Origin of the sequence: Clostridium estertheticum (assembly GCF_011065935.2) — a bacterium.
Classification (GTDB): domain Bacteria; phylum Bacillota; class Clostridia; order Clostridiales; family Clostridiaceae; genus Clostridium_AD; species Clostridium_AD estertheticum_A.
Window position 1 is genome coordinate 2,871,768 of record NZ_JAAMNH020000001.1, and the last position, 17,953, is coordinate 2,889,720.

20 protein-coding genes and 3 pseudogenes are annotated in these 17,953 nt (G+C 31.9%); 22 read left to right on the forward strand and 1 reads right to left on the reverse strand.

Features of this window, described 5'->3' with window-relative positions; all coding sequences use genetic code 11:
- Window positions 1–192 precede the first annotated feature (192 nt).
- From G9F72_RS13490 to G9F72_RS13585, 20 genes and pseudogenes are all read left to right on the forward strand, one after another.
- Window positions 193–951 (forward strand): annotated as a pseudogene (locus G9F72_RS13490) (alpha/beta fold hydrolase); the annotation flags it as partial.
- A gap of 998 nt (window positions 952–1,949) precedes the next feature.
- Window positions 1,950–2,561 (forward strand): class I SAM-dependent methyltransferase, encoded by a 612-nt coding sequence (locus G9F72_RS13495; RefSeq protein ID WP_164960158.1) that lies wholly within the window; start codon window positions 1,950–1,952, stop codon window positions 2,559–2,561.
- A 299-nt stretch (window positions 2,562–2,860) separates the two neighbouring features.
- Window positions 2,861–3,325, forward strand: coding sequence for a hypothetical protein (locus tag G9F72_RS13500; protein WP_164960159.1), 465 nt, complete (start codon window positions 2,861–2,863; stop codon window positions 3,323–3,325).
- Between the two features lie 123 nt (window positions 3,326–3,448).
- A complete protein-coding gene (locus G9F72_RS13505) occupies window positions 3,449–3,997 on the forward strand; it encodes a flavoprotein (RefSeq protein ID WP_164960160.1) in 549 nt (182 codons plus the stop codon).
- A 72-nt stretch (window positions 3,998–4,069) separates the two neighbouring features.
- Complete coding sequence (locus G9F72_RS13510; protein ID WP_164960161.1) at window positions 4,070–4,582, forward strand: hypothetical protein; 513 nt, start codon at window positions 4,070–4,072, stop codon at window positions 4,580–4,582.
- Window positions 4,583–5,240: 658 nt separating this feature from the next.
- Window positions 5,241–5,690 carry a stage III sporulation protein AH gene (locus G9F72_RS13515; protein WP_164960162.1) on the forward strand — a complete coding sequence of 150 codons (450 nt, stop codon included), beginning with the start codon at window positions 5,241–5,243 and terminating at the stop codon, window positions 5,688–5,690.
- 303 nt (window positions 5,691–5,993) lie between these two features.
- Window positions 5,994–6,614 (forward strand): HAD-IA family hydrolase, encoded by a 621-nt coding sequence (locus G9F72_RS13520; protein ID WP_164960163.1) that lies wholly within the window; start codon window positions 5,994–5,996, stop codon window positions 6,612–6,614.
- 66 nt (window positions 6,615–6,680) lie between these two features.
- Window positions 6,681–7,184: pseudogene (locus G9F72_RS13525) on the forward strand (aminoglycoside 6-adenylyltransferase); the annotation flags it as partial.
- A gap of 799 nt (window positions 7,185–7,983) precedes the next feature.
- Entirely contained in the window at window positions 7,984–8,130 is a 147-nt protein-coding gene (locus G9F72_RS13530) for a hypothetical protein (RefSeq protein WP_224676121.1), read from the forward strand.
- Complete coding sequence (ltrA, locus tag G9F72_RS13535) at window positions 8,102–9,274, forward strand: group II intron reverse transcriptase/maturase (protein ID WP_224676290.1); 1,173 nt, start codon at window positions 8,102–8,104, stop codon at window positions 9,272–9,274. Before G9F72_RS13530 ends, ltrA begins: the two co-directional genes overlap by 29 nt.
- Before the next feature lie 149 nt (window positions 9,275–9,423).
- Complete coding sequence (locus tag G9F72_RS13540; RefSeq protein ID WP_164960187.1) at window positions 9,424–10,005, forward strand: GNAT family N-acetyltransferase; 582 nt, start codon at window positions 9,424–9,426, stop codon at window positions 10,003–10,005.
- 19 nt (window positions 10,006–10,024) lie between these two features.
- Window positions 10,025–10,189, forward strand: coding sequence for a hypothetical protein (locus tag G9F72_RS13545; protein WP_224676122.1), 165 nt, complete (start codon window positions 10,025–10,027; stop codon window positions 10,187–10,189).
- Window positions 10,190–10,254: 65 nt separating this feature from the next.
- Window positions 10,255–10,440: a hypothetical protein gene (locus G9F72_RS13550; RefSeq protein ID WP_224676123.1), complete on the forward strand. Its 186-nt coding sequence runs from the start codon at window positions 10,255–10,257 to the stop codon at window positions 10,438–10,440.
- 201 nt (window positions 10,441–10,641) lie between these two features.
- Window positions 10,642–10,986, forward strand: coding sequence for a GNAT family N-acetyltransferase (locus G9F72_RS13555; RefSeq protein WP_164960186.1), 345 nt, complete (start codon window positions 10,642–10,644; stop codon window positions 10,984–10,986).
- The gene (locus tag G9F72_RS13560; protein WP_164960185.1) at window positions 10,976–11,659 is read left to right on the forward strand and encodes a YjjG family noncanonical pyrimidine nucleotidase; all 684 of its coding nucleotides are present in this window, start codon (window positions 10,976–10,978) and stop codon (window positions 11,657–11,659) included. Before G9F72_RS13555 ends, G9F72_RS13560 begins: the two co-directional genes overlap by 11 nt.
- 639 nt (window positions 11,660–12,298) lie before the next feature.
- Window positions 12,299–12,769: a hypothetical protein gene (locus tag G9F72_RS13565; protein WP_224676124.1), complete on the forward strand. Its 471-nt coding sequence runs from the start codon at window positions 12,299–12,301 to the stop codon at window positions 12,767–12,769.
- A gap of 185 nt (window positions 12,770–12,954) precedes the next feature.
- Complete coding sequence (locus G9F72_RS13570) at window positions 12,955–13,317, forward strand: VOC family protein (protein WP_164960184.1); 363 nt, start codon at window positions 12,955–12,957, stop codon at window positions 13,315–13,317.
- 444 nt (window positions 13,318–13,761) lie between these two features.
- Window positions 13,762–14,322: a GNAT family N-acetyltransferase gene (locus G9F72_RS13575; protein ID WP_164960183.1), complete on the forward strand. Its 561-nt coding sequence runs from the start codon at window positions 13,762–13,764 to the stop codon at window positions 14,320–14,322.
- A gap of 354 nt (window positions 14,323–14,676) precedes the next feature.
- Complete coding sequence (locus G9F72_RS13580) at window positions 14,677–14,826, forward strand: hypothetical protein (RefSeq protein WP_224676125.1); 150 nt, start codon at window positions 14,677–14,679, stop codon at window positions 14,824–14,826.
- A gap of 56 nt (window positions 14,827–14,882) precedes the next feature.
- A pseudogene (locus G9F72_RS13585) lies at window positions 14,883–15,224 on the forward strand (NUDIX hydrolase).
- Between the two features lie 54 nt (window positions 15,225–15,278).
- On the opposite strand, the gene G9F72_RS13590 reads toward G9F72_RS13585, so the two are convergent.
- Window positions 15,279–16,444 (reverse strand): IS3 family transposase gene (locus tag G9F72_RS13590; RefSeq protein ID WP_224676126.1). Its coding sequence is split into 2 segments (ribosomal slippage): window positions 15,279–16,186 and window positions 16,186–16,444, totalling 1,167 coding nucleotides; the frame shifts between segments, so codons are not numbered across the junction.
- Between the two features lie 62 nt (window positions 16,445–16,506).
- Here G9F72_RS13590 and G9F72_RS27125 point away from each other — a divergent pair.
- A complete protein-coding gene (locus tag G9F72_RS27125) occupies window positions 16,507–16,632 on the forward strand; it encodes a hypothetical protein (RefSeq protein WP_263486916.1) in 126 nt (41 codons plus the stop codon).
- A gap of 674 nt (window positions 16,633–17,306) precedes the next feature.
- The gene (locus G9F72_RS13595; RefSeq protein ID WP_164955199.1) at window positions 17,307–17,921 is read left to right on the forward strand and encodes an MBL fold metallo-hydrolase; all 615 of its coding nucleotides are present in this window, start codon (window positions 17,307–17,309) and stop codon (window positions 17,919–17,921) included.
- The last annotated feature ends 32 nt before the right edge of the window (window positions 17,922–17,953 follow it).

Sequence of the window (17,953 nt, forward strand, 5' to 3'; positions counted from 1 at the left end):
TTACTGTTGAACTATCGCCAACACGAAACGTTATATGATATTCAAGCCCTAGGAATAGGTTTTAAAGATAGAATATATATTAGCTTTATCTTAAGGAAAGAGACGGTATTGATGTAAACAAATGGTTTTGCCGGAGTCAATGAAACACAACTGTACTATGAGGTAACAGGAGAAGGATAAGCCCTTGTCCTACTTCACAGCGGATACACGGATTTAAGACTGTGGGATGACCAATTTGAACTATTTGGAAGGTATTTTAAAGTTATTCGGTATGATATAAGGGGATTTGGCAAGTCTAATAGGCCAAGCCATCCATTTTCACATTCTGAAGACCTAAAAGAGCTGCTGAATTATCTTGGGATTGATAAGGCATATTTGGTTGGGGTATCTATGGGCGGAGGCATTGCTATTGATTTCACTCTTCAATATCCGGATTCGGTGGAATGTTTAATATTAAGTGGCCCCTCATTAAATGGCTTTAAATACACTATCGACGAGCCCACTAGGGAAAGATCTTTGGCGGGAATGTCTATAGCAAATAGAGATATAAATTTTGAAAAGTCGGTTGAGTTCATGCTCAACGATCCAATGTGGAGGCAAAGTAATTTAAATTCTCATCAACGTTTAAAGAATATGTTTACAGATACATCATTAGAATGGGCGCTAAAAGACACGGCACTAATAGCCTCCCCACCCGCATCAGAAAGACTCTCTGATATAACTAAAAAAACACTATTGGTTGTTGGTTCGGAAGACTCAGAACCTATCTTAGAAGTTGTAAAACAATTGGAATCATGTATAACTATGGCACAAGAAGTTATTATAAACGGTACTGGGCATTTACCTAACTTAGATAAACCTGAGATGTTTAATGAAATTGTACTAGACTTTTTACTTCGAACATCATATAACAAAATGTTGCCGTTCGCCTTGGCTATAGAGTCCCTTTAAGAAGGCTAAGCTGCTTATGCAACTGCGTCTTTCAAATTAAGAAAATCATTAAGCACCGCCAAGGCACATTCCTTCACCAAGCACGTCGCGCTAAGGTTCAGAAACGTTGGCAACAAGAAACGTTATATGACAGAACTTATTATTGAATAAAAGGAGGAGTTAATATTAGTAAGAAAGTTAAAGAAATTATGTCATTCGTTTTTTTATCAATTTTATAACTATATTTTCTTTAGTAACGAATATTACAGCCAGAAACATAAAAAAATTTTCAGATGGCTTGTTGTCAGTAGGTTGCAATTCTAAGAATAGCAGAATAGCATACAAATCAGAATAAATGGAACACTCCGAATTTACTGCCGAAATATAGATGAAAAGATATATGTTTACAAGTTTAACTTGTCACATATTTGCCTTTGCCACTTTTGTGATGTACAAAAGATAAAATCGGTAGTTTTGTAACATAGAATTGTACCAAGATAAAACCCTGCTTACTGTGATGGAACTAGTAACTATATAATGAAAAAAATATATGAATATATTCCAGTACGTAAGTAAGAATGCATGAAATTTATGAGTAAAAGCAAGATTATATAGAAAGGATAGAATTGTTGTATGAGTTATGGAGAATTATTATTGAAATCTATTAAAAGAATATTACCGACAACAATGGGTTGCATAATTGGGATAATACTTGCTTATGTATTATTATTGCGATTTAATAGCTTTACTGCTAAACATATTTTTATTTATATTATAGGATTTTTTATTAGTTTCTTAATACTTACAGGTATAACATGGCTGTTTTATATTTTTAAATTTCATAAGAAGTAGAGAAACATACAACTATTGTCTTGTGGTACGTTATACGTAATTTCAGAGAAAAAGAATATGCTTAAATGCTTTTGTATTTAGTTTTATTGAGATTTAATCTTATTGAAAAACAGTAGGACACTAACAGAAAAAATTAATAGTCTAAATATAAGGAGTGAGGATAAAATATGCATAATCTTATAGTTGCTTTCCCGCTATATAATTTTTTAAAATACTGTAATACCAATTCTTCCGAGAAAATCATCCTTGATTGTGGGGCTGGTGGCTCTAACCCTCCACTTTCATTATTTCATGAGTTTGGATATAAAACTTATGGGATTGAACTATCTGAACAACAACTGCAAAAGGCAGATGTATTCTGTGCTCATCATAATACAGACTTAAATATTATACAGGGTGATATGAAAGAAATTCCTTTTGATAATGAGTTTTTCAGTTTTCTATTTTCTTATAATACGTCTGTTCATATGAAAAAAAAGGACTTTTCACTTGCTTTATCAGAGTTTTATCGTGTATTAAAACATGAAGGGTTATGTTATGTAAATTTCTTAAGTGAAGAATGTGATTCATATGGGAAAGGCATGCAGGTGGGTGAAGGAGAGTTCATACAAATTGAAGATAATCAAGAAGTGCTTTATTGCCATTATAAGGATAATGAAATTGAACAATGTTTTAGTCAATTTGAAATCATCTATAAGGAGAAAAGAGTAATTAAAAGAAAAATAGGTGATGAAGTATATACCTCCGCATATTTTGATTATATATTAATGAAAAAATAATACTAATCATCATTAACGATATTCATAGTGCGAATTAAATTTAAGGATAGCGGGAGTGGGGTTTGCTTAATGTGTAGTGGTTAAAACTACGTATAACAAAATGTTGCCGTTAGCCTTGGCTAGAGAGTACTTTAGGAGGGGACAATTTAAGTTCTCAAGAGTATCTTTCAAATTTAGAAATTCATAAACCATCGCCAAGTCACACTCCTTCACCAAGCCCGCCAGCCTAAGGTTCAGAAACGTCGGCAACACGAAACGTTATGTGAAATATCGAGTATCATTTTAAGGGGGATATAGGGATGGAATTCTATATCAATGTTTTTTTTACAGTTGTTCTTATACTCGGTCTGGTAATTATATATAGAAAAAGAGAGTTTAGTGAAAACTTACTTTTTGTGAAATTACTATGCTACTACCTTCTAGGCAGCTTTAGATTTAACTTAAATAAGTTATCTGTTCCTCTAGGATTCATTTTATATTTAGTGTTTTTTCATCCAAAATTAAATGCAAGAAGCAAGAGGTATGCAGTTTTATTAGGTCTTTTGCTCTATATTATAGGCGTATCTTTACCTTTGATAAATAAATACTTATATGAAATACCTAAACAAATTACAGTTAATTCAGTAAGTATAAATACAATCGATTTTCAAAATGATTGGCAGTTAATAAAAGAAAAACTAGAGGTTAATGATGATACAAGATTAGAAGAATTTAATCTTAACTATAATACTGTGCTTCTCGGTGTCTTGAACACGAAACGTTGAATTCTATTCCTAAGTTAGTTTTTAGTTATTTCTAATACGGAAAAAATATATAAGAATGTTGTGTCATCATTTATATATATATTGTAATAAAATTTGAAATAGTTGGATGGAGGAAATGTTAATATGTTAACTAATAAGAATATTGTGGTTTGTGTATGCGGTGGAATAGCGGTATATAAGGTTGTAGATGTAGTTAGTAAATTAAAAAAACAAAATGCCAACGTGTTCGTTGTAATGAGTGAGTCAGCAACTAAATTTATTACTCCATTAACTTTTCAATCAATATCAACTAATTTAGTAACTACTAGTTTATATGATGATATGGGAAATGCAGAAATAAATCATATAGCTCTTGCACAAAATGCGTATTTATTTGTTGTTGCTCCGGCTACGGCTAACATTATTGGGAAAATAGCCAATGGTATAGCTGATGATATTGTTTCTACTTCAATAATTGCAACAAAGTCACCAGTATTGTTAGTTCCTGCGATGAACAATGTAATGTATGAAAACCCTATTGTTCAAAATAATATAGAAAAACTCAAAAAAATTGGTTATAAATTCTTAGAACCTGAAGTAGGCACTATGGCAATGAAAAGTGAAAAAGCTGGAATAGGTAGGTTGCCAGAATCTATAACGATTGTGAGTCATGTATTAGATATGGAATTTTAAAAATTATTATATATAGTAATTTTAGATTAGTAGCATTACAGTTAGACATAGCGATATATTTTATTTATAAGTATGTGGAATGCACAATACATCAAACCATTACTTCAGGGAAAGTTTGGTTATGAAAAACGAATAGAAGCTGCATTTGTTCAGGCAAGGCTCTATGAGGTAACGGTAATCCATATGAGTGTCTCTATAAGAGAAGAAGTTTTTTATGACGGCTCTATTGAAGAATTGGTACAAGCTGTAAAAAGAATTCATAAAAGCTATGCTCTAGAGGTTATTTTTATACTGGAGATTGCATTTATTTCATATACACCTATTGATGAAATTAATGAAAAATTAGATAGATTTTTAGATCAACATTACTTCAAGTCCATTGATATGTTTGGATTAAACGTGTCCTCATGGAATTCGGAATTGTATAGCAGTATGTTGGGCTATATTGGAAATGGATTAAATACATTTGCCATAATTTCATTGATAGTAGGAATAATATATCTAATTGCTTCAGAATTTATAGGAAAAGATAACAATAATGATAAAGAAGTTGACGCAGGAATTTATAAATTTCCGAAAATTTAGTGGCAAAGGTGGAAGTTTCAAAAGTGCTTTGTTTTTTATAATAAGATAATACCATTGAGTACTTAGTTTTAGTGTGTTTTGATATGTAACTTATGACATTTATTCAAACTTATTGGAAGTGACTAATTATTGAAATGGGTTGTTTAAAATAAAAGTGAGTAGCAGGCACTCCACCTAACAAAATGTTGCCGTCCGCCTTGGTTGGTAGATTATTTTTATATAGCTACATGTAAATTTATGACTTATAATCTATATATAGGGTAGTGTTTAACCCATCGCCAAGGCACGTTATACGAAATTTAGGAGAAAATTATAATTGCTCATAAGTTCTTTGAAATGATTTTAGTTGGATTTATATTTTCTTTTTACTGCTTTACATGACACCATTGAACAAATAGTTCGTGTTTATAAGATTATGTAGAGCAATATCGTTGATTATTTGATTGCTGATAAGGAAGACTTATGGATTATATTCATTATTCTTTAAATATGTTAATTGTTATAGTTATAGTTATGGTTAATGTTAAAATTTGCATGTGGGTTGCAATCGGCAACAAGCAACGTTATCTGAAACGATATGTTCATGATAGTTTGGTTCCGTTACTAAAAAGTGATAGTGCGATTTGTAATTTAAGATAAAGTTACAAGGAGGAGAGTTATGTTTATTGAAATTGACCCTAAAAATGACGTGTATAAAAATCTAATAGATCTAGCGTTTGATGTTTGTAATGAATTTATATTAGTGGTAAGAAAAAATCTTGATTTAAATGAGTATGCCAAGATTGTTTTAGAAAAATTGAAAGGCTCGTTAAAAGAAATGAAAGAAGAGTCAATATGGGCAAGTGGTCAATTATTTGGTCAAACTGCTTTTGTTTATCACTACAATACTGATAATCAAGCCAGAGCAATAATAAAGGAATGTTCAAATTCACTTCATTCCTGGGTACAACCAAATTTACCAGAAGATTTATCATTTATTAAAAATGATAAAGCATGGCTAATTAATACTGCTCACGAATATGAAAGTTACATTGAAACTGAAGATGAAGAAGAAATTGATAAAATTATAAAAATCAAAGGCTTAAAAGTCAAGTTAAAGTATTTGTAGTTACTTGGGAATCATCTTATACTATTCAATAAAAAGTTGATGGGTAAAAAATATCGATTAAAATAATAGGAGAACATATCCCATCAGATAACAAAGAATTCCCAGCCGGCTTGGATTGAAAAGGCATCCAGGCTACACCCGAGAAGCTAAGCGAATCTCGCTAAGCTTCTCGGCGTTGGGAATTAGCAAGCTGAAAGAAAATGTCTATGTAAGTTATAACTCCGCATAAAAAAATAGTGATTTAAAAGAAATGGTGGGAATATTAAAATGTTTGATCCAAGCGTTTAAAAGGGGGGAGTAGTTTTGTTTCAAAATATTATTTGGGATTTTGATGGTACTTTATTCGATACATACCCAGGAATGATATATGCTTTTAAAAGAGCATTAGGTGATAATGGTGTTGAGGTAAGTGAAGATGAAATTTTAAAATATATGAAGGTTTCTGTAACAAATGCTATAAATCACTTTAAGGGAATTTATCCTTTAAGTGATGATTTTATTGAAAAGTTTTCATTTTACGAAAAAAGTCTTGAAGCAGATAAGGTTATGCCATTTCCATATGCTAAGGAACTATGTCTACATTTCAAAAAAAATGGAGGAAGAAATTTCATATTAACACACAGAGGAAATTCAACTCTTAAATTCTTGAAACATCATGGCATGATCGATTGTTTTGATGAAATAGGAACAAAACATAATCGCTTTAAGAGGAAACCAGACCCAGAAGGATTCACTTATTTTACTAAAAAATATAGTATGGGTAAGGATACAGTGCTAGCCATCGGAGATAGAGAGTGTGACATATTAGGTGCGAAAAAAGCAAGTATTAAAACTTGTCTTTATAATACAAATAGTATTGAACCAAATGAAAAATCGGATTTTACAATTCAGTCTCTATCAGAATTATTTAGCATCCTTTTTTAGAAAGACTTGATGAAAAATTTGCAAACAACCATTATTCATAAAAGGTAGGCTAAAACTGTTCCACTACTTGATAAAGATAACTGTTTACCGCAAATCCCAGCGCCGTCTGACGAAGAATATTGTGTTAAAAAATCTACATATGGACAATATTTTAGTCGCTGTAATAATTTTTGGTGGGTAGCACCATATTTCGCAAAAGGACTTTGGAGGCAAGAAATTCTTTTTACAGTAGAAGTAATGAATAGTTATGTGCGACAAGACCTATTAAGCATGCTATATTGGTACGCGGGTATGCAAACAGAATTTAAAGTAAGTATCGGAAAAGCAAACAAACATTTAAAAGAATATTTAGATTTAAACCTATGGACAAGATTGATAAAGACTTTTAATATGGGTGATTATGATTCTTCTTGGAATGCATTGATTACAACATGCGAATTGTTTGAAGAGATTGCACCTAAAGTAGGTAAAATATTTGAATACGAATATAATTATGATGAAGCTAAAAGAAGCTTTGCGTTTATAAAGAATATCAAGGAATTACCAAAGAATGTAACAGAAATTTACTAATTAAATTGCAGATCGAGTATTATCTTTAGTAAATTATGTTGCACACCTTTCACATTTTAAAATTGTTGGGAAGAAATTCAGCGGGCGAACCAACGCATATAGATAATAGAAGACCTTAAACATCAACTAACAAAATGTCGCCGTTCGCCTTGGATGGTGGACTATTTTTATATAGTAATATGTAAATTTATTACTTATAATCTATATATAGGTTAGTAGTAAACCCACCTCCAAGGCACATTCCTTCACCAAGCCAAGTCTGGCTAAGACTCAGGAATGTCGGCAACAAGAAACGTTAGTGCGCCAAGCAAAGCTTGGCATCTACTTGCAAGGTGAAATTCCTTGTTGAGAAAGGTCTAACCAACCACTCATATCGAGTGTTGCGTTGAAGCTGGTAACAGCAAAACGAAGCGTACACAGAGAACTATATAGGCCACAAGGAGAACCGTATCTCCTGAAGTATATTCAGCCTCATAAACTTAGAATGCAGATGACGACGTGGTTAACGTCACGGAAGTCAGTACAGAAGAATCGTAAAAGGTGAGATTCTCGAGGGTCTGCTGGGGTCCAAGAACGTGGCATGTATAGAGAGAGATGCTAGGAACTTGGGAGGAATCCTATAGCTCCTTTGACAGGTAGGTCTATCCAATCGAAAAAAGAGGACGACCAATGCGCATAGGAGTTCGGATTAATTCATAGTACTCTGAGGGCGGGAGAGCCGTCTACATGGGGAAGAGATTAACAGATATATGTAGCCCGCAAATGAAACATTATCCGGACTGCAGGACTGGAGGAAATAATGCAAACATCACTGAGGGGAATAGCAACAAAAGCAAAACAAAATAAAAACTACAAATTTGGTAATCTATATGGATTGCTGAATAAAGAAGCTTTGTACCAAGCATGGAAAGACATAAATAAGAAGTCAGCAACAGGAAACAGCTAGAGAGTTTGGAAATAATTTAGATGAAAATCTAGGAGAATTAGTTGAAGAACTTAAGAGCAAAAGGTACAAAGCAAAGCTAGTAAAAAGAGTGTATATACCAAAAGGAAATGGAAAAACAAGACCACTAGGGCTTCCAACATTGAGGGATAAAATAGTACAAAAAGCGGTAGCTAATATACTAGAAGCAATATATGAACAAGATTTTCTGAAATGTAGCTATGGTTATAGACCGAAGGTTGGGGCACAAAAAGCAGTTAAGGACATTACAAAGGAATTACAAGAAAAATACAGTTATGTGGTGGAAGCAGACATAAGAAACTTTTTTGGGAACATAGACCATCAATGGTTAGGAAAAATGTTAGAGTTACGAATAAAGGATAAGGCATTTTTAAGGTTGATAAAGAAGTGGCTCAAAGCAGGAATATTAGATACTGATGGTAAAGTTATAAACCCAATAACCGGTTGTCCACAGGGTTCCATAGTAAGTCCGATACTGGCGAATATTTATTTACACTATACTTTAGATTTATGGTTTGAGAAAATTGTAAAACCTGCTTGTACAGGAGAAACCTATATATGTCGTCTAGCGGATGACCTTATATGTGCATTCAGATACAAAGCTGATGCTGAAAAGTTTTACAAAGTACTAGGAAAAAGGCTTGGTAAGTTCAAATTAGAACTAGCCGAGGAGAAAACCAATATAGTAAGCTTCTCACGCTTCAGAAAGTATGAAAATACAAGCTTTGAATTTCTTGGATTTGAATTTCGATGGGCAGTATCCCGAAATGGTAAAGATATAATAAAGAGAAGAACCAGTAGGGTCAAATTAAGGAAATCAATAAAGGCGTTTAGCCTATGGTGTAAAGATAATCGTAGTAAAAGAATTAGAAAAATAGTGGAAACGTTGAATTCTAAGTACAGGGGTTATTTCAACTATTACGGGGTAATAGGAAATAGTAAAGGAATAAATGAATTTTACGGAGCAACTTTAAAAATATTATACAAATGGTTGAATCGCAGAAGTCAAAGGAAAAGCTTTAACTGGAATGAATTTAATGTAAAAATGAAATGGTATGGACTAATTAAACCTAGAGTAGTTGAAAAAGCTGATAATCAGATAAGATTTGAAGAATGTTTTGTTTAATTACGGAAGCGAGTATATTTGAAGAGCCCGGTGCGGTAGTTCCGCACGCCGGGATCTGTGCGGGGGGTGTGGAGCAATCCATGTCTCTACCGTGACGTGGAAATTAAACTTCTATATTTCAAATATAATATTTACGAGGAGTGGGGTTAATGAATTATTTAAGAAAGCTAATTGGACAGAAGTGTTATTTATCACCAATAGATGCTAGTGAAACAGAAAAAGTTGCTAAGTGGAGTAATAATATTGAAGTAGCTATTAGAACAGGTGATATATCAGATATGATTACATATGAGGCACAAAGAAGATATCTTGAAAATATGAATAATAGTAGCGGTTATGCCTTTTATATTATAAGGGAAGATGATGATGAAGTTATTGGAATCGGAAGACTAATGAGAGTAAATCTTATAAATAGAAATGCTGTTATGGGTATGTTTATTGGCGAAAGAAATGATAGGAGCAAAGGTATAGGATCAGAAGCTACAAACTTATTACTAGACTTTGGGTTTAATGTTCTTAATCTAATGAATATAATGATTGAAACCTATTCTTTCAATGAACCAGCAATAAAAGCATGCAAAAAATGTGGTTTTAAGGAAATTGGCAGGCGAAGAAAATCAATTATATATGGAAATAATGTGTATGATGAAGTTTTTATGGATATACTTAGCGAAGAGTTTCAAAACTCAATAATTAATAAGGTATTGAATAAACAATATAACTTCTACTAGCAATGCGTTCAAGTTCGCTTTGGCTAAATTTAAAAAACTTGTTCCCAATATTGATATTTTCTATGAAGGTTTTGACATTTATATGAATGCCAAAATTAAGCAAAATGAAGCATTCAGGGCAGTAAATGGTGATTCAAAGCAATGCATGGGAATAGCAGCTTTTCAAGAACTCATAATAGAATAACATTTTTTGGCGTATCTGAATCATTTGACTTTCAGAATGTGGGTTTAAAGTTAATTGATTTCGCTTTGAAACAATTGGATTATTCAAAGCACATTTCTGCTAATATTCTAAGAGGAGATTTAGAACCTTTATTGAAAGAAAAACTACTATATCAAAAGTTTGGATTTGTTGAATTTGATAATTCTATTTTTGAGGCTGGAGTTCCAGCATGTATGATTCAATTATCTCCTAACTATTTAAGGGCGAATTAGTGAAAACTGTGCGCATGTTCGATAGTTCAAGATCTGAAACATAAGCCCGTCGGGCTAAGGTTCAGGAACGTCGGCAACACGAAAAGTTATAGCTCTTCCTAATGTATATTATTAATACTTAAATTTATTAAAAAAGAATTTGGATGGTAAATACATAAATTGAACTATGCAAAGAAAATAGAATATTGGGGGCAGTTAATATTGGAAATTACATTTGAAAAATCAAAGTTAGAAGATGTGAAAAAACTATTGCAAATACAAAACGAATCATTTCAAGAAGCCCTAACTTTACATAAAGATTATGTGACAAATCCAGCATTTGAAAGTATAGAAAAAATTCCATACAAGATTCAAAAACAATATTATTATAAGATTATTGTTAATGGAGGCATTGTTGGAGGTATATATATTTATAAAAAAGAAGATCATCTTTACTATTTAAATAGAATCTTTATTCGGCCTAAATATGAAAATTTTGGAATAGGAAAAATGGCAATGAAATTCATTGAAAATGCAAAGGAAGGAGGGAATCATTATGAACTATGAGGTTATCTTATTTGATGCTGATGGGACACTGTTTGATTACGATAAAGCGGAAGCTCATGCTTTAGAAAAAGCATTTAAGTATTTCAATTTTAAATATAAGGAAGAGAATGAGTTGAAAAATTATAGATTAATAAATAAGCAAATTTGGATTGATTATGAAAATGGGGAAATAGATTTTAAAAATTTAAGAATTGAAAGATTTAAAAGATTGTTTAAAAATTATGAAAAAAAGATTGACTTTAATGAGTTCAGTAATATTTACTTATCACAACTTGCAGATGGTATTTTTTTAATAGATGGAGCAGAAGAAGTGTGTAGGTATCTTTTTGAAAAATATAAGATTGTTATTTTAACTAACGGAATCAAAGATGTTCAGCTTTCAAGAATTAACAATTCTCCACTAAGTAAATATATCCACGATATAATTACATCAGAAGAAACAGGATATAAAAAACCTGATGTTGGAATTTTTGACTACACCTTTAATAGAATTGGACATTTAGATAAAGGTACTACTTTAATAATTGGTGATTCTTTAAGTTCAGATATTCGAGGTGGAATAAACTATAAAATTGATACATGTTGGTATAATTCAATTCACGAAGAAAATAATAGTGGGTTGAAACCAAATTATGAGATAAAAGATTTAAGGCAATTAATTAAATTGCTTTAGAGTATATATATTTAGGATGCGCAGAAGAACTCCAAATAACAATGCACTGCCATTCGCGCGGTAGGGAAGGCCGCTGGAGTCGAACTGCCGACATTTATTCAATTTTAGGACTTTTAATTCTAACTATATTAACCATTGCACTTAAGTTTAATTATCTAGATTTGAATACTTGGAAGGGGTTATTTTTTGCTATAATTATTATTTTCCTGCTCTTTTTAATTAGAGATATAAGAAAGATAATAAAAAACAATTAACTTGTATAATATCGGTTTAAGACTGGATTATAAATATAAATTCAAAAGGAGAACTACTATAGGTTAGAAAATATGCTATGCATGGATTGGATATAAGAACAAGAAATTTGCTATTTTCATTCATAGCATTTATAACTATATTTTCGTTGGTAACGAATATTAGAGACATAAATGTAAAGAAATATTAAATGCTTGTTGTCGGAAGGTTTCAATTCTAAGAATAGTATAATGGCATACAAATCAGAATCAATGGAGTACGCCGAATTTAATGCCGAAATCAAGATGATAAACTATGGAAATGAGAGTAAAGAAATCTATCTAACAATTGACAGTTTGTTTTATAGAGAAGAAGGCACCGAACACATTGTTATTTTTAGCTACAATAATGTCAACGCTATTTATTTTAGGACTATTTGTGCTATTCATGTTGAATCTTAAAATGGGTATTATCGGTATTTATTCCCAATTCGAAGTACGGGTGACTTTAAAAGATAATATAAAGATCACTGATCAGCAAAATATACGTAAAAAAATAGAAGCGGCAATTGTTGTAACTTATATTACTTTTGAAAATAATACACCCCTATCATCATCATCATCATATATAATTAAAGTGAATGTACCAGATGATATACCTAAAATAATTTCTCAACTTAATGGGTTACAAGGTATAAATAAAATTAACGGTACTCAAAACTTTCCGAGGAATATTTTGGTAACAATTAAAATAATTCAATGGATAGGAGTGATACTTTTCCTTATACTTATGGTAGCAACATTTTTTTTAATTAAATGTACAATGAAACTTGCTATATATCCAAGACTTAATGAAATTAGTATAATGCAATATCTTTAAAAAAGTAATTGCTAATATGTTATAGGGTTTGATCTGATTGAACCGTAGTTATAATTAATGGCATCATAACTCATCAATGAAAAGGACTTTTTTTGATGTATTTATATTGAAGAAAACACTTCTTGAATTATATATTTTATTGTGTGATAATTATTTAAGATTACATAAAGAAAAGGAGATATACTATGCATATTCAGCATGTGACCTTAATGGTCAACAACTTGGAAGAATCTATTGAATTTTATGAGACGATTACAAAACTAACTATTTCCCGCCGCTTTAAAGCAGAACCTGGAGAAGTTGCATTTCTGACAAATGGCAGCGGAGAAACTGAGATTGAACTTGTCTGCATGCCACAAGGTCAGAAGTTTGAAGGCAAAGGTATGTTCATTTGCTTTGAGACGGATAAACTGGATGCAATGCATAAGCTTGCGCAGGACAAAGGTCTTAACCCTTCTGCCATCCAGAACCCTGACGCTCAAACCCGCTATTTCTATGTTTATGACCCAAATGGTGTATCTGTACAGTTACGGGTTTTTCCGAAGTGATTTTCAAAAGCATCCAGCTTGCTGTAATATACAGTTGAGTTAATTCGCTTTCTTCTTATATTGCAACACAATTATTATGTAGTATGAATAATATTTAAGGATAACTGTAGTAGGTCTTGCTCAAAGTGTAGTGGCTAAACTCCGTATAACAAAATGTTGCCGTCCGCCTTCACTGGTGGACTATTTTTATATAGTATCATGTAAATTTATTACTTATAATCTATATATAGGTTAGTAGTTAGTACATCGCCAAGGCACATTCCTCATCCTAAGTGCAGTCGCACTAGGGATGAGAAACGTCGGTAACACGAAACGTTATACTAAATTAAGAACAAAAAAGTAATTGCTCATAAGTTATTTGGAATGACCTTTAAGACACAGTTGTATAATTAGACGAAGATAATTTATATTAATCACATTATGAATTTTTAGGGGGGATTTTTCATGTTAAAACATAATGGAACAAAAATAATAGAAACTCAAAGACTTATATTGAGACAGTTTAAAGAGGAAGATGCTGCAGATATGTTTAATAATTGGGCATCTGATGATGAGGTTACCAGATATGTCTCTTGGCAAACTCACAGTAACATTGAAGTAAGTAAAAAAGTACTTAAAATGTGGATTGATGAATATAGTAGCCAAGAAAATTATAATTGGGCAATAGTAATAAAGGAAAATGGAAGTGTAGTTGGTTCCATTGGACTTATGAATATAGAGTATAATATTGAAAACTGTGAGATTGGTTATTGCATAAGTAAGGCCTTTTGGAACAAAGGGATAACAACTGAAGCTTTTTCTGCGGTCATTAATTTTGCCTTTAAAGAAGTAGGGTTTGAACGTATAACCGGACGTCATCATGTTGATAATGTAGCCTCTGGACGAGTTATGGAAAAGTGTGGTTTAAAATATGAAGGTACTTTAAGAAAGATACATAAACTTAATACTGGTTCACTAGTAGATTGTAAATATTATTCAATATTAAAGGAAGAATATGTAGATTAGTATAACAATCGTTATATTTGATTATTAATAAGCCGTACTTTTCATATTGTATGCAATAACTCTAATGATAACTGGAGTAGGGATTGCTCAAAAGGTGGTGTCTAAACTCCGTATAACAAAATGTTGCCGTCCACCTTGGCTGGTGGACTATTTTTATATAGCGTTGTGTAAATTTATTACTTATAATCTATATATAGGGTAGTAGTAGTAGTAGTGGGAGGAAGCAAAAAAGAAGTAAGAACACAGTGGTAAGAGTTTGGATTCAGGTTATGTATGAAGAAAAGCAAGCTAAATCAAATAAAAAAAGAGGCTAAAAGAACAGAAGATGAAGGAGGGAAAATGTAAAAACGTATTATGAAACCTTGGATTAGTGCTATTAGCAATGATTTATGGGTATTCTTATCAAAGGAGATTATTCTTAATGATGGGCTAGTTAATTTAAAAAGTTTTTTAGAAAGCATGGCTCTGGAGCCCATGTTTTTTAGACTGGTTAATGATAAATAATATACTAGTGTTTCATAGAATAAAATATACACATAATGCTGATGGGGGGATGATCTTTGTTTACTATTGGAGTTTTTGGCTTGATTTTGGATGAAAAAAATAGAATTTTATTATGCCATAGGACTGATATAGACTTATGGAATTTGCCTGGCGGAGGATTAGGGAAAGGTGAAACTCCTTAGCAAGGGGTTATAAGAGAGGTAAAGGAAGAAGTTGGATTAGAAGTTGAAGTAATAAAACTTCAGGGAATATATAGTAAGACATTTGAAGATGATATTATTTTTTCTTTTATATGTAAAAAAATTAGTGGGGATTTAACTTTGACTAATGAGGCTGATGATATAAATTATTTTAGTATTGATGAAATACCACTGAATGACCCTTCCCCAATAAACTAGACACTCTAAACTCGTATTATCTCTTGTTTTCGTACAATAACTTAATATTTGGTTTTAAGCTACTTTAGCTTTTCGAGTAGCTTTATTATAATAGTCTTCAGGTGTCACATATCCATTTGAGGCATGGATTCGCTGCCGATTATAAAACACTTCAACATATTCAAATACGGCTGCACGGGCTTCTTCACGAGTCCTAAAGTGTGTACCATAGAGCCATTCACATTTTAATTTGCCCCAGAAAGATTCCATTGGTGCATTATCCCAACAGTTACCTTTTCGGGACATACTACATGTAAAACCATACTTTTTAATCAAATTTTGGTAGTCGTAAGAACAGTACTGTGAACCTCTATCCGAGTGTAAAATGACGTTTGAAGGCTTACCAGCACGTAGATATGCCGAATTCAATGCGTCAATAACTAATTCCTTTGTCATTCGTTCACTCATGGACAATCCAACAATTTTTTGTCCACATAAATCCAAGATTCCAGCGATATAAAGCCATCCTTCATCTGTCCACAGGTAGGTGATATCACTTACCATTTTTTCATTAGGTTTGTCCACAGAAAAGTCACGGTTGAGGATATTTTCTGCAATTGGAAGCTTATGATTAGAATTTGTAGTGGCTATAAATTTCTTTGAAACCTTTGATTTTATGCCATTTTCACTCATGATATGTTCCACTCTTTTATGATTAATAGGACATTTGCTTTTGGTGTTTAATATTCGTGTAATTTTTGTTGAACCGTAAACTTTATTGCTCTTTCCATGGATATCACTAATTTCCTTTAATAGAAGGTTATTTGCCTTTGATCTCATGCTTTCTGGACGTTTCTCCCATGCATAGTAGCTGCTCCTAGAAACTGATAGGACCATGCATAGCTTCGCTAGATGGTAGTTCATGCGATTAGCCTTGATAAATAGAAATCTCTTTATTTGAGGTTTCTCGCGAAGTAGGCTGCCGCTTTTTTTAATATATCATTCTCCTCTTTGAGGTCCCTATTTTCTTTTTCAAGCTTATGAAATTTTTCATCTTCTGGGCTTAAGTGTCCACTACCTATAAATGGAGCCTTAGGAGATTTTCTATACTTATTTACCCAGCCCTGCATTGTGGTTGGCTTAACCCCTAAATCAGCAGCTACTTTTGACATCGACTCTCCTGTTTTTTCTAATCTCTTTACTGCTTCCATTTTAAATTCAGCACTATAACTTTTATTCATCTAAAATCATCCACCCTTCATTTTTAGTATAGCACGAGTTCCTCGTGTCTAACAAAGGGGGTATGGGTCAGAACACTGTACAAAGACATATTGAAAGAATACGAGATTTTTATAATGATGATGAAGGAGTAATATTAAAAGGATACAATAACCCAGAGGTTGAAGGAATTGAATTTAATAAAGGTTAATGTGGAATTTTCCTTTTTACGTGGCAATCTTTATGTGAAATAAACCTATTGACCAATTGTTGGTGGTGTTGCCACATCATATAACAAAATGTTGCCGTTCGCCTTGGCTGGGAAGTATTTAGAGAAGAGACAATCTATTCAAACAAGTGTATGGTTGAAACTAAGAAAACCAAAAATAATGCCAAGGTACGTTATTTGAAATTCCATGTCTACGGAAGTTTATACTTACGAATTTAGTGAGTTTTGTTTTAGCAATATAAGGGATAGGTCAAAATTATGTTTTAAAAACGTTTGGAGGAGAGAAACATGAATATTTTATTAGATGGGTTAGATTTTGATAAAGCTTGAGCATATGATATATTAAAAAACATAATTAAGACGGACTGCAAAATTACAATTGTTCCTTTTTCTTTTCATGAAGATAGGATAAAAAACGCTGAGGAATGGGAAAAGTCTTATAATAAATTAAATGGAGAATATTATAGTAATATTGTGCTGCCATTTCTAGCGTACTGGATAAGTGTCTCGGAGTCGGCAATTAGTAATGTTAGTTGAAATTTCACGTCTATAAAAGATTTTATTACGCAGTTAGCGATTTTTATAGATTTTAACATGAAAAATAGATTACAGTGGTAATCAAAACGAAAGATCATCTAAAAAAAGGGGGAATTCAAATGTTTTTTAAACCAATAAAAACTAAGCGATTAACTGAAGATATTTATGTAGTGAAAACTATAATCTCAAACTTTTATATTTATACTGATGGAGAAAACACACTATGCTTTGATACAGGTTATATCCCAATAATTATAAAAAGAGCGTTAAAAAAAATTAATATTACGCCAGATTCTATTTCTCATATATTCTTAACACATTCAGACTATGACCATGTTGGCGGTATTAAACTATTTAAAAATGCACAAGTTTATCTTTCTCTTGATGAAGAAAAGATGATTACATTCAAAAAACCAAGGGTATTATTACTTTTTAATAAAAGAATAAAAAGAAAATATGAAATGTTAAAAGATGGTGATATAACTTATATAGGTAAAATAAAAGTAAAATCAATTACGACGCCAGGTCATACGCCTGGTTCAATGTCATACTTGGTTAATGATAGTATTCTATTTTCTGGAGATACATTGACAATACGAAATAGTAAAGTGAAACCGTTCTTTTGGTTACAAAATATGAATACAAGACTACAAAAGGAATCCATTAAGAAGCTTTTAAAAATAGATACCATTAAATTGATATGTACAGGCCATACTGGATATTTAAAAATATAGGCTTTAGATAAGAATAAGAAACACAGTAATTA

Excerpts from the sequence above, each read along its gene's own strand:
- G9F72_RS13495 (WP_164960158.1), top strand. The coding sequence starts at position 1,950 with ATGCATAATCTTATAGTTGCTTTCCCGCTATATAATTTTTTAAAATAC.
- G9F72_RS13510 (WP_164960161.1), top strand. The coding sequence starts at position 4,070 with ATGTGGAATGCACAATACATCAAACCATTACTTCAGGGAAAGTTTGGT.
- G9F72_RS13580 (WP_224676125.1), top strand. The coding sequence starts at position 14,677 with ATGAAACCTTGGATTAGTGCTATTAGCAATGATTTATGGGTATTCTTA.
- G9F72_RS13595 (WP_164955199.1), top strand. The coding sequence starts at position 17,307 with ATGTTTTTTAAACCAATAAAAACTAAGCGATTAACTGAAGATATTTAT.
- G9F72_RS13570 (WP_164960184.1), top strand. The coding sequence starts at position 12,955 with ATGCATATTCAGCATGTGACCTTAATGGTCAACAACTTGGAAGAATCT.
- G9F72_RS13575 (WP_164960183.1), top strand. The coding sequence starts at position 13,762 with ATGTTAAAACATAATGGAACAAAAATAATAGAAACTCAAAGACTTATA.
- G9F72_RS13540 (WP_164960187.1), top strand. The coding sequence starts at position 9,424 with ATGAATTATTTAAGAAAGCTAATTGGACAGAAGTGTTATTTATCACCA.
- G9F72_RS27125 (WP_263486916.1), top strand. The coding sequence starts at position 16,507 with ATGGGTCAGAACACTGTACAAAGACATATTGAAAGAATACGAGATTTT.
- G9F72_RS13565 (WP_224676124.1), top strand. The coding sequence starts at position 12,299 with ATGTCAACGCTATTTATTTTAGGACTATTTGTGCTATTCATGTTGAAT.
- G9F72_RS13505 (WP_164960160.1), top strand. The coding sequence starts at position 3,449 with ATGTTAACTAATAAGAATATTGTGGTTTGTGTATGCGGTGGAATAGCG.
- G9F72_RS13560 (WP_164960185.1), top strand. The coding sequence starts at position 10,976 with ATGAACTATGAGGTTATCTTATTTGATGCTGATGGGACACTGTTTGAT.
- G9F72_RS13500 (WP_164960159.1), top strand. The coding sequence starts at position 2,861 with ATGGAATTCTATATCAATGTTTTTTTTACAGTTGTTCTTATACTCGGT.
- G9F72_RS13515 (WP_164960162.1), top strand. The coding sequence starts at position 5,241 with ATGTTTATTGAAATTGACCCTAAAAATGACGTGTATAAAAATCTAATA.
- G9F72_RS13530 (WP_224676121.1), top strand. The coding sequence starts at position 7,984 with ATGCAAACATCACTGAGGGGAATAGCAACAAAAGCAAAACAAAATAAA.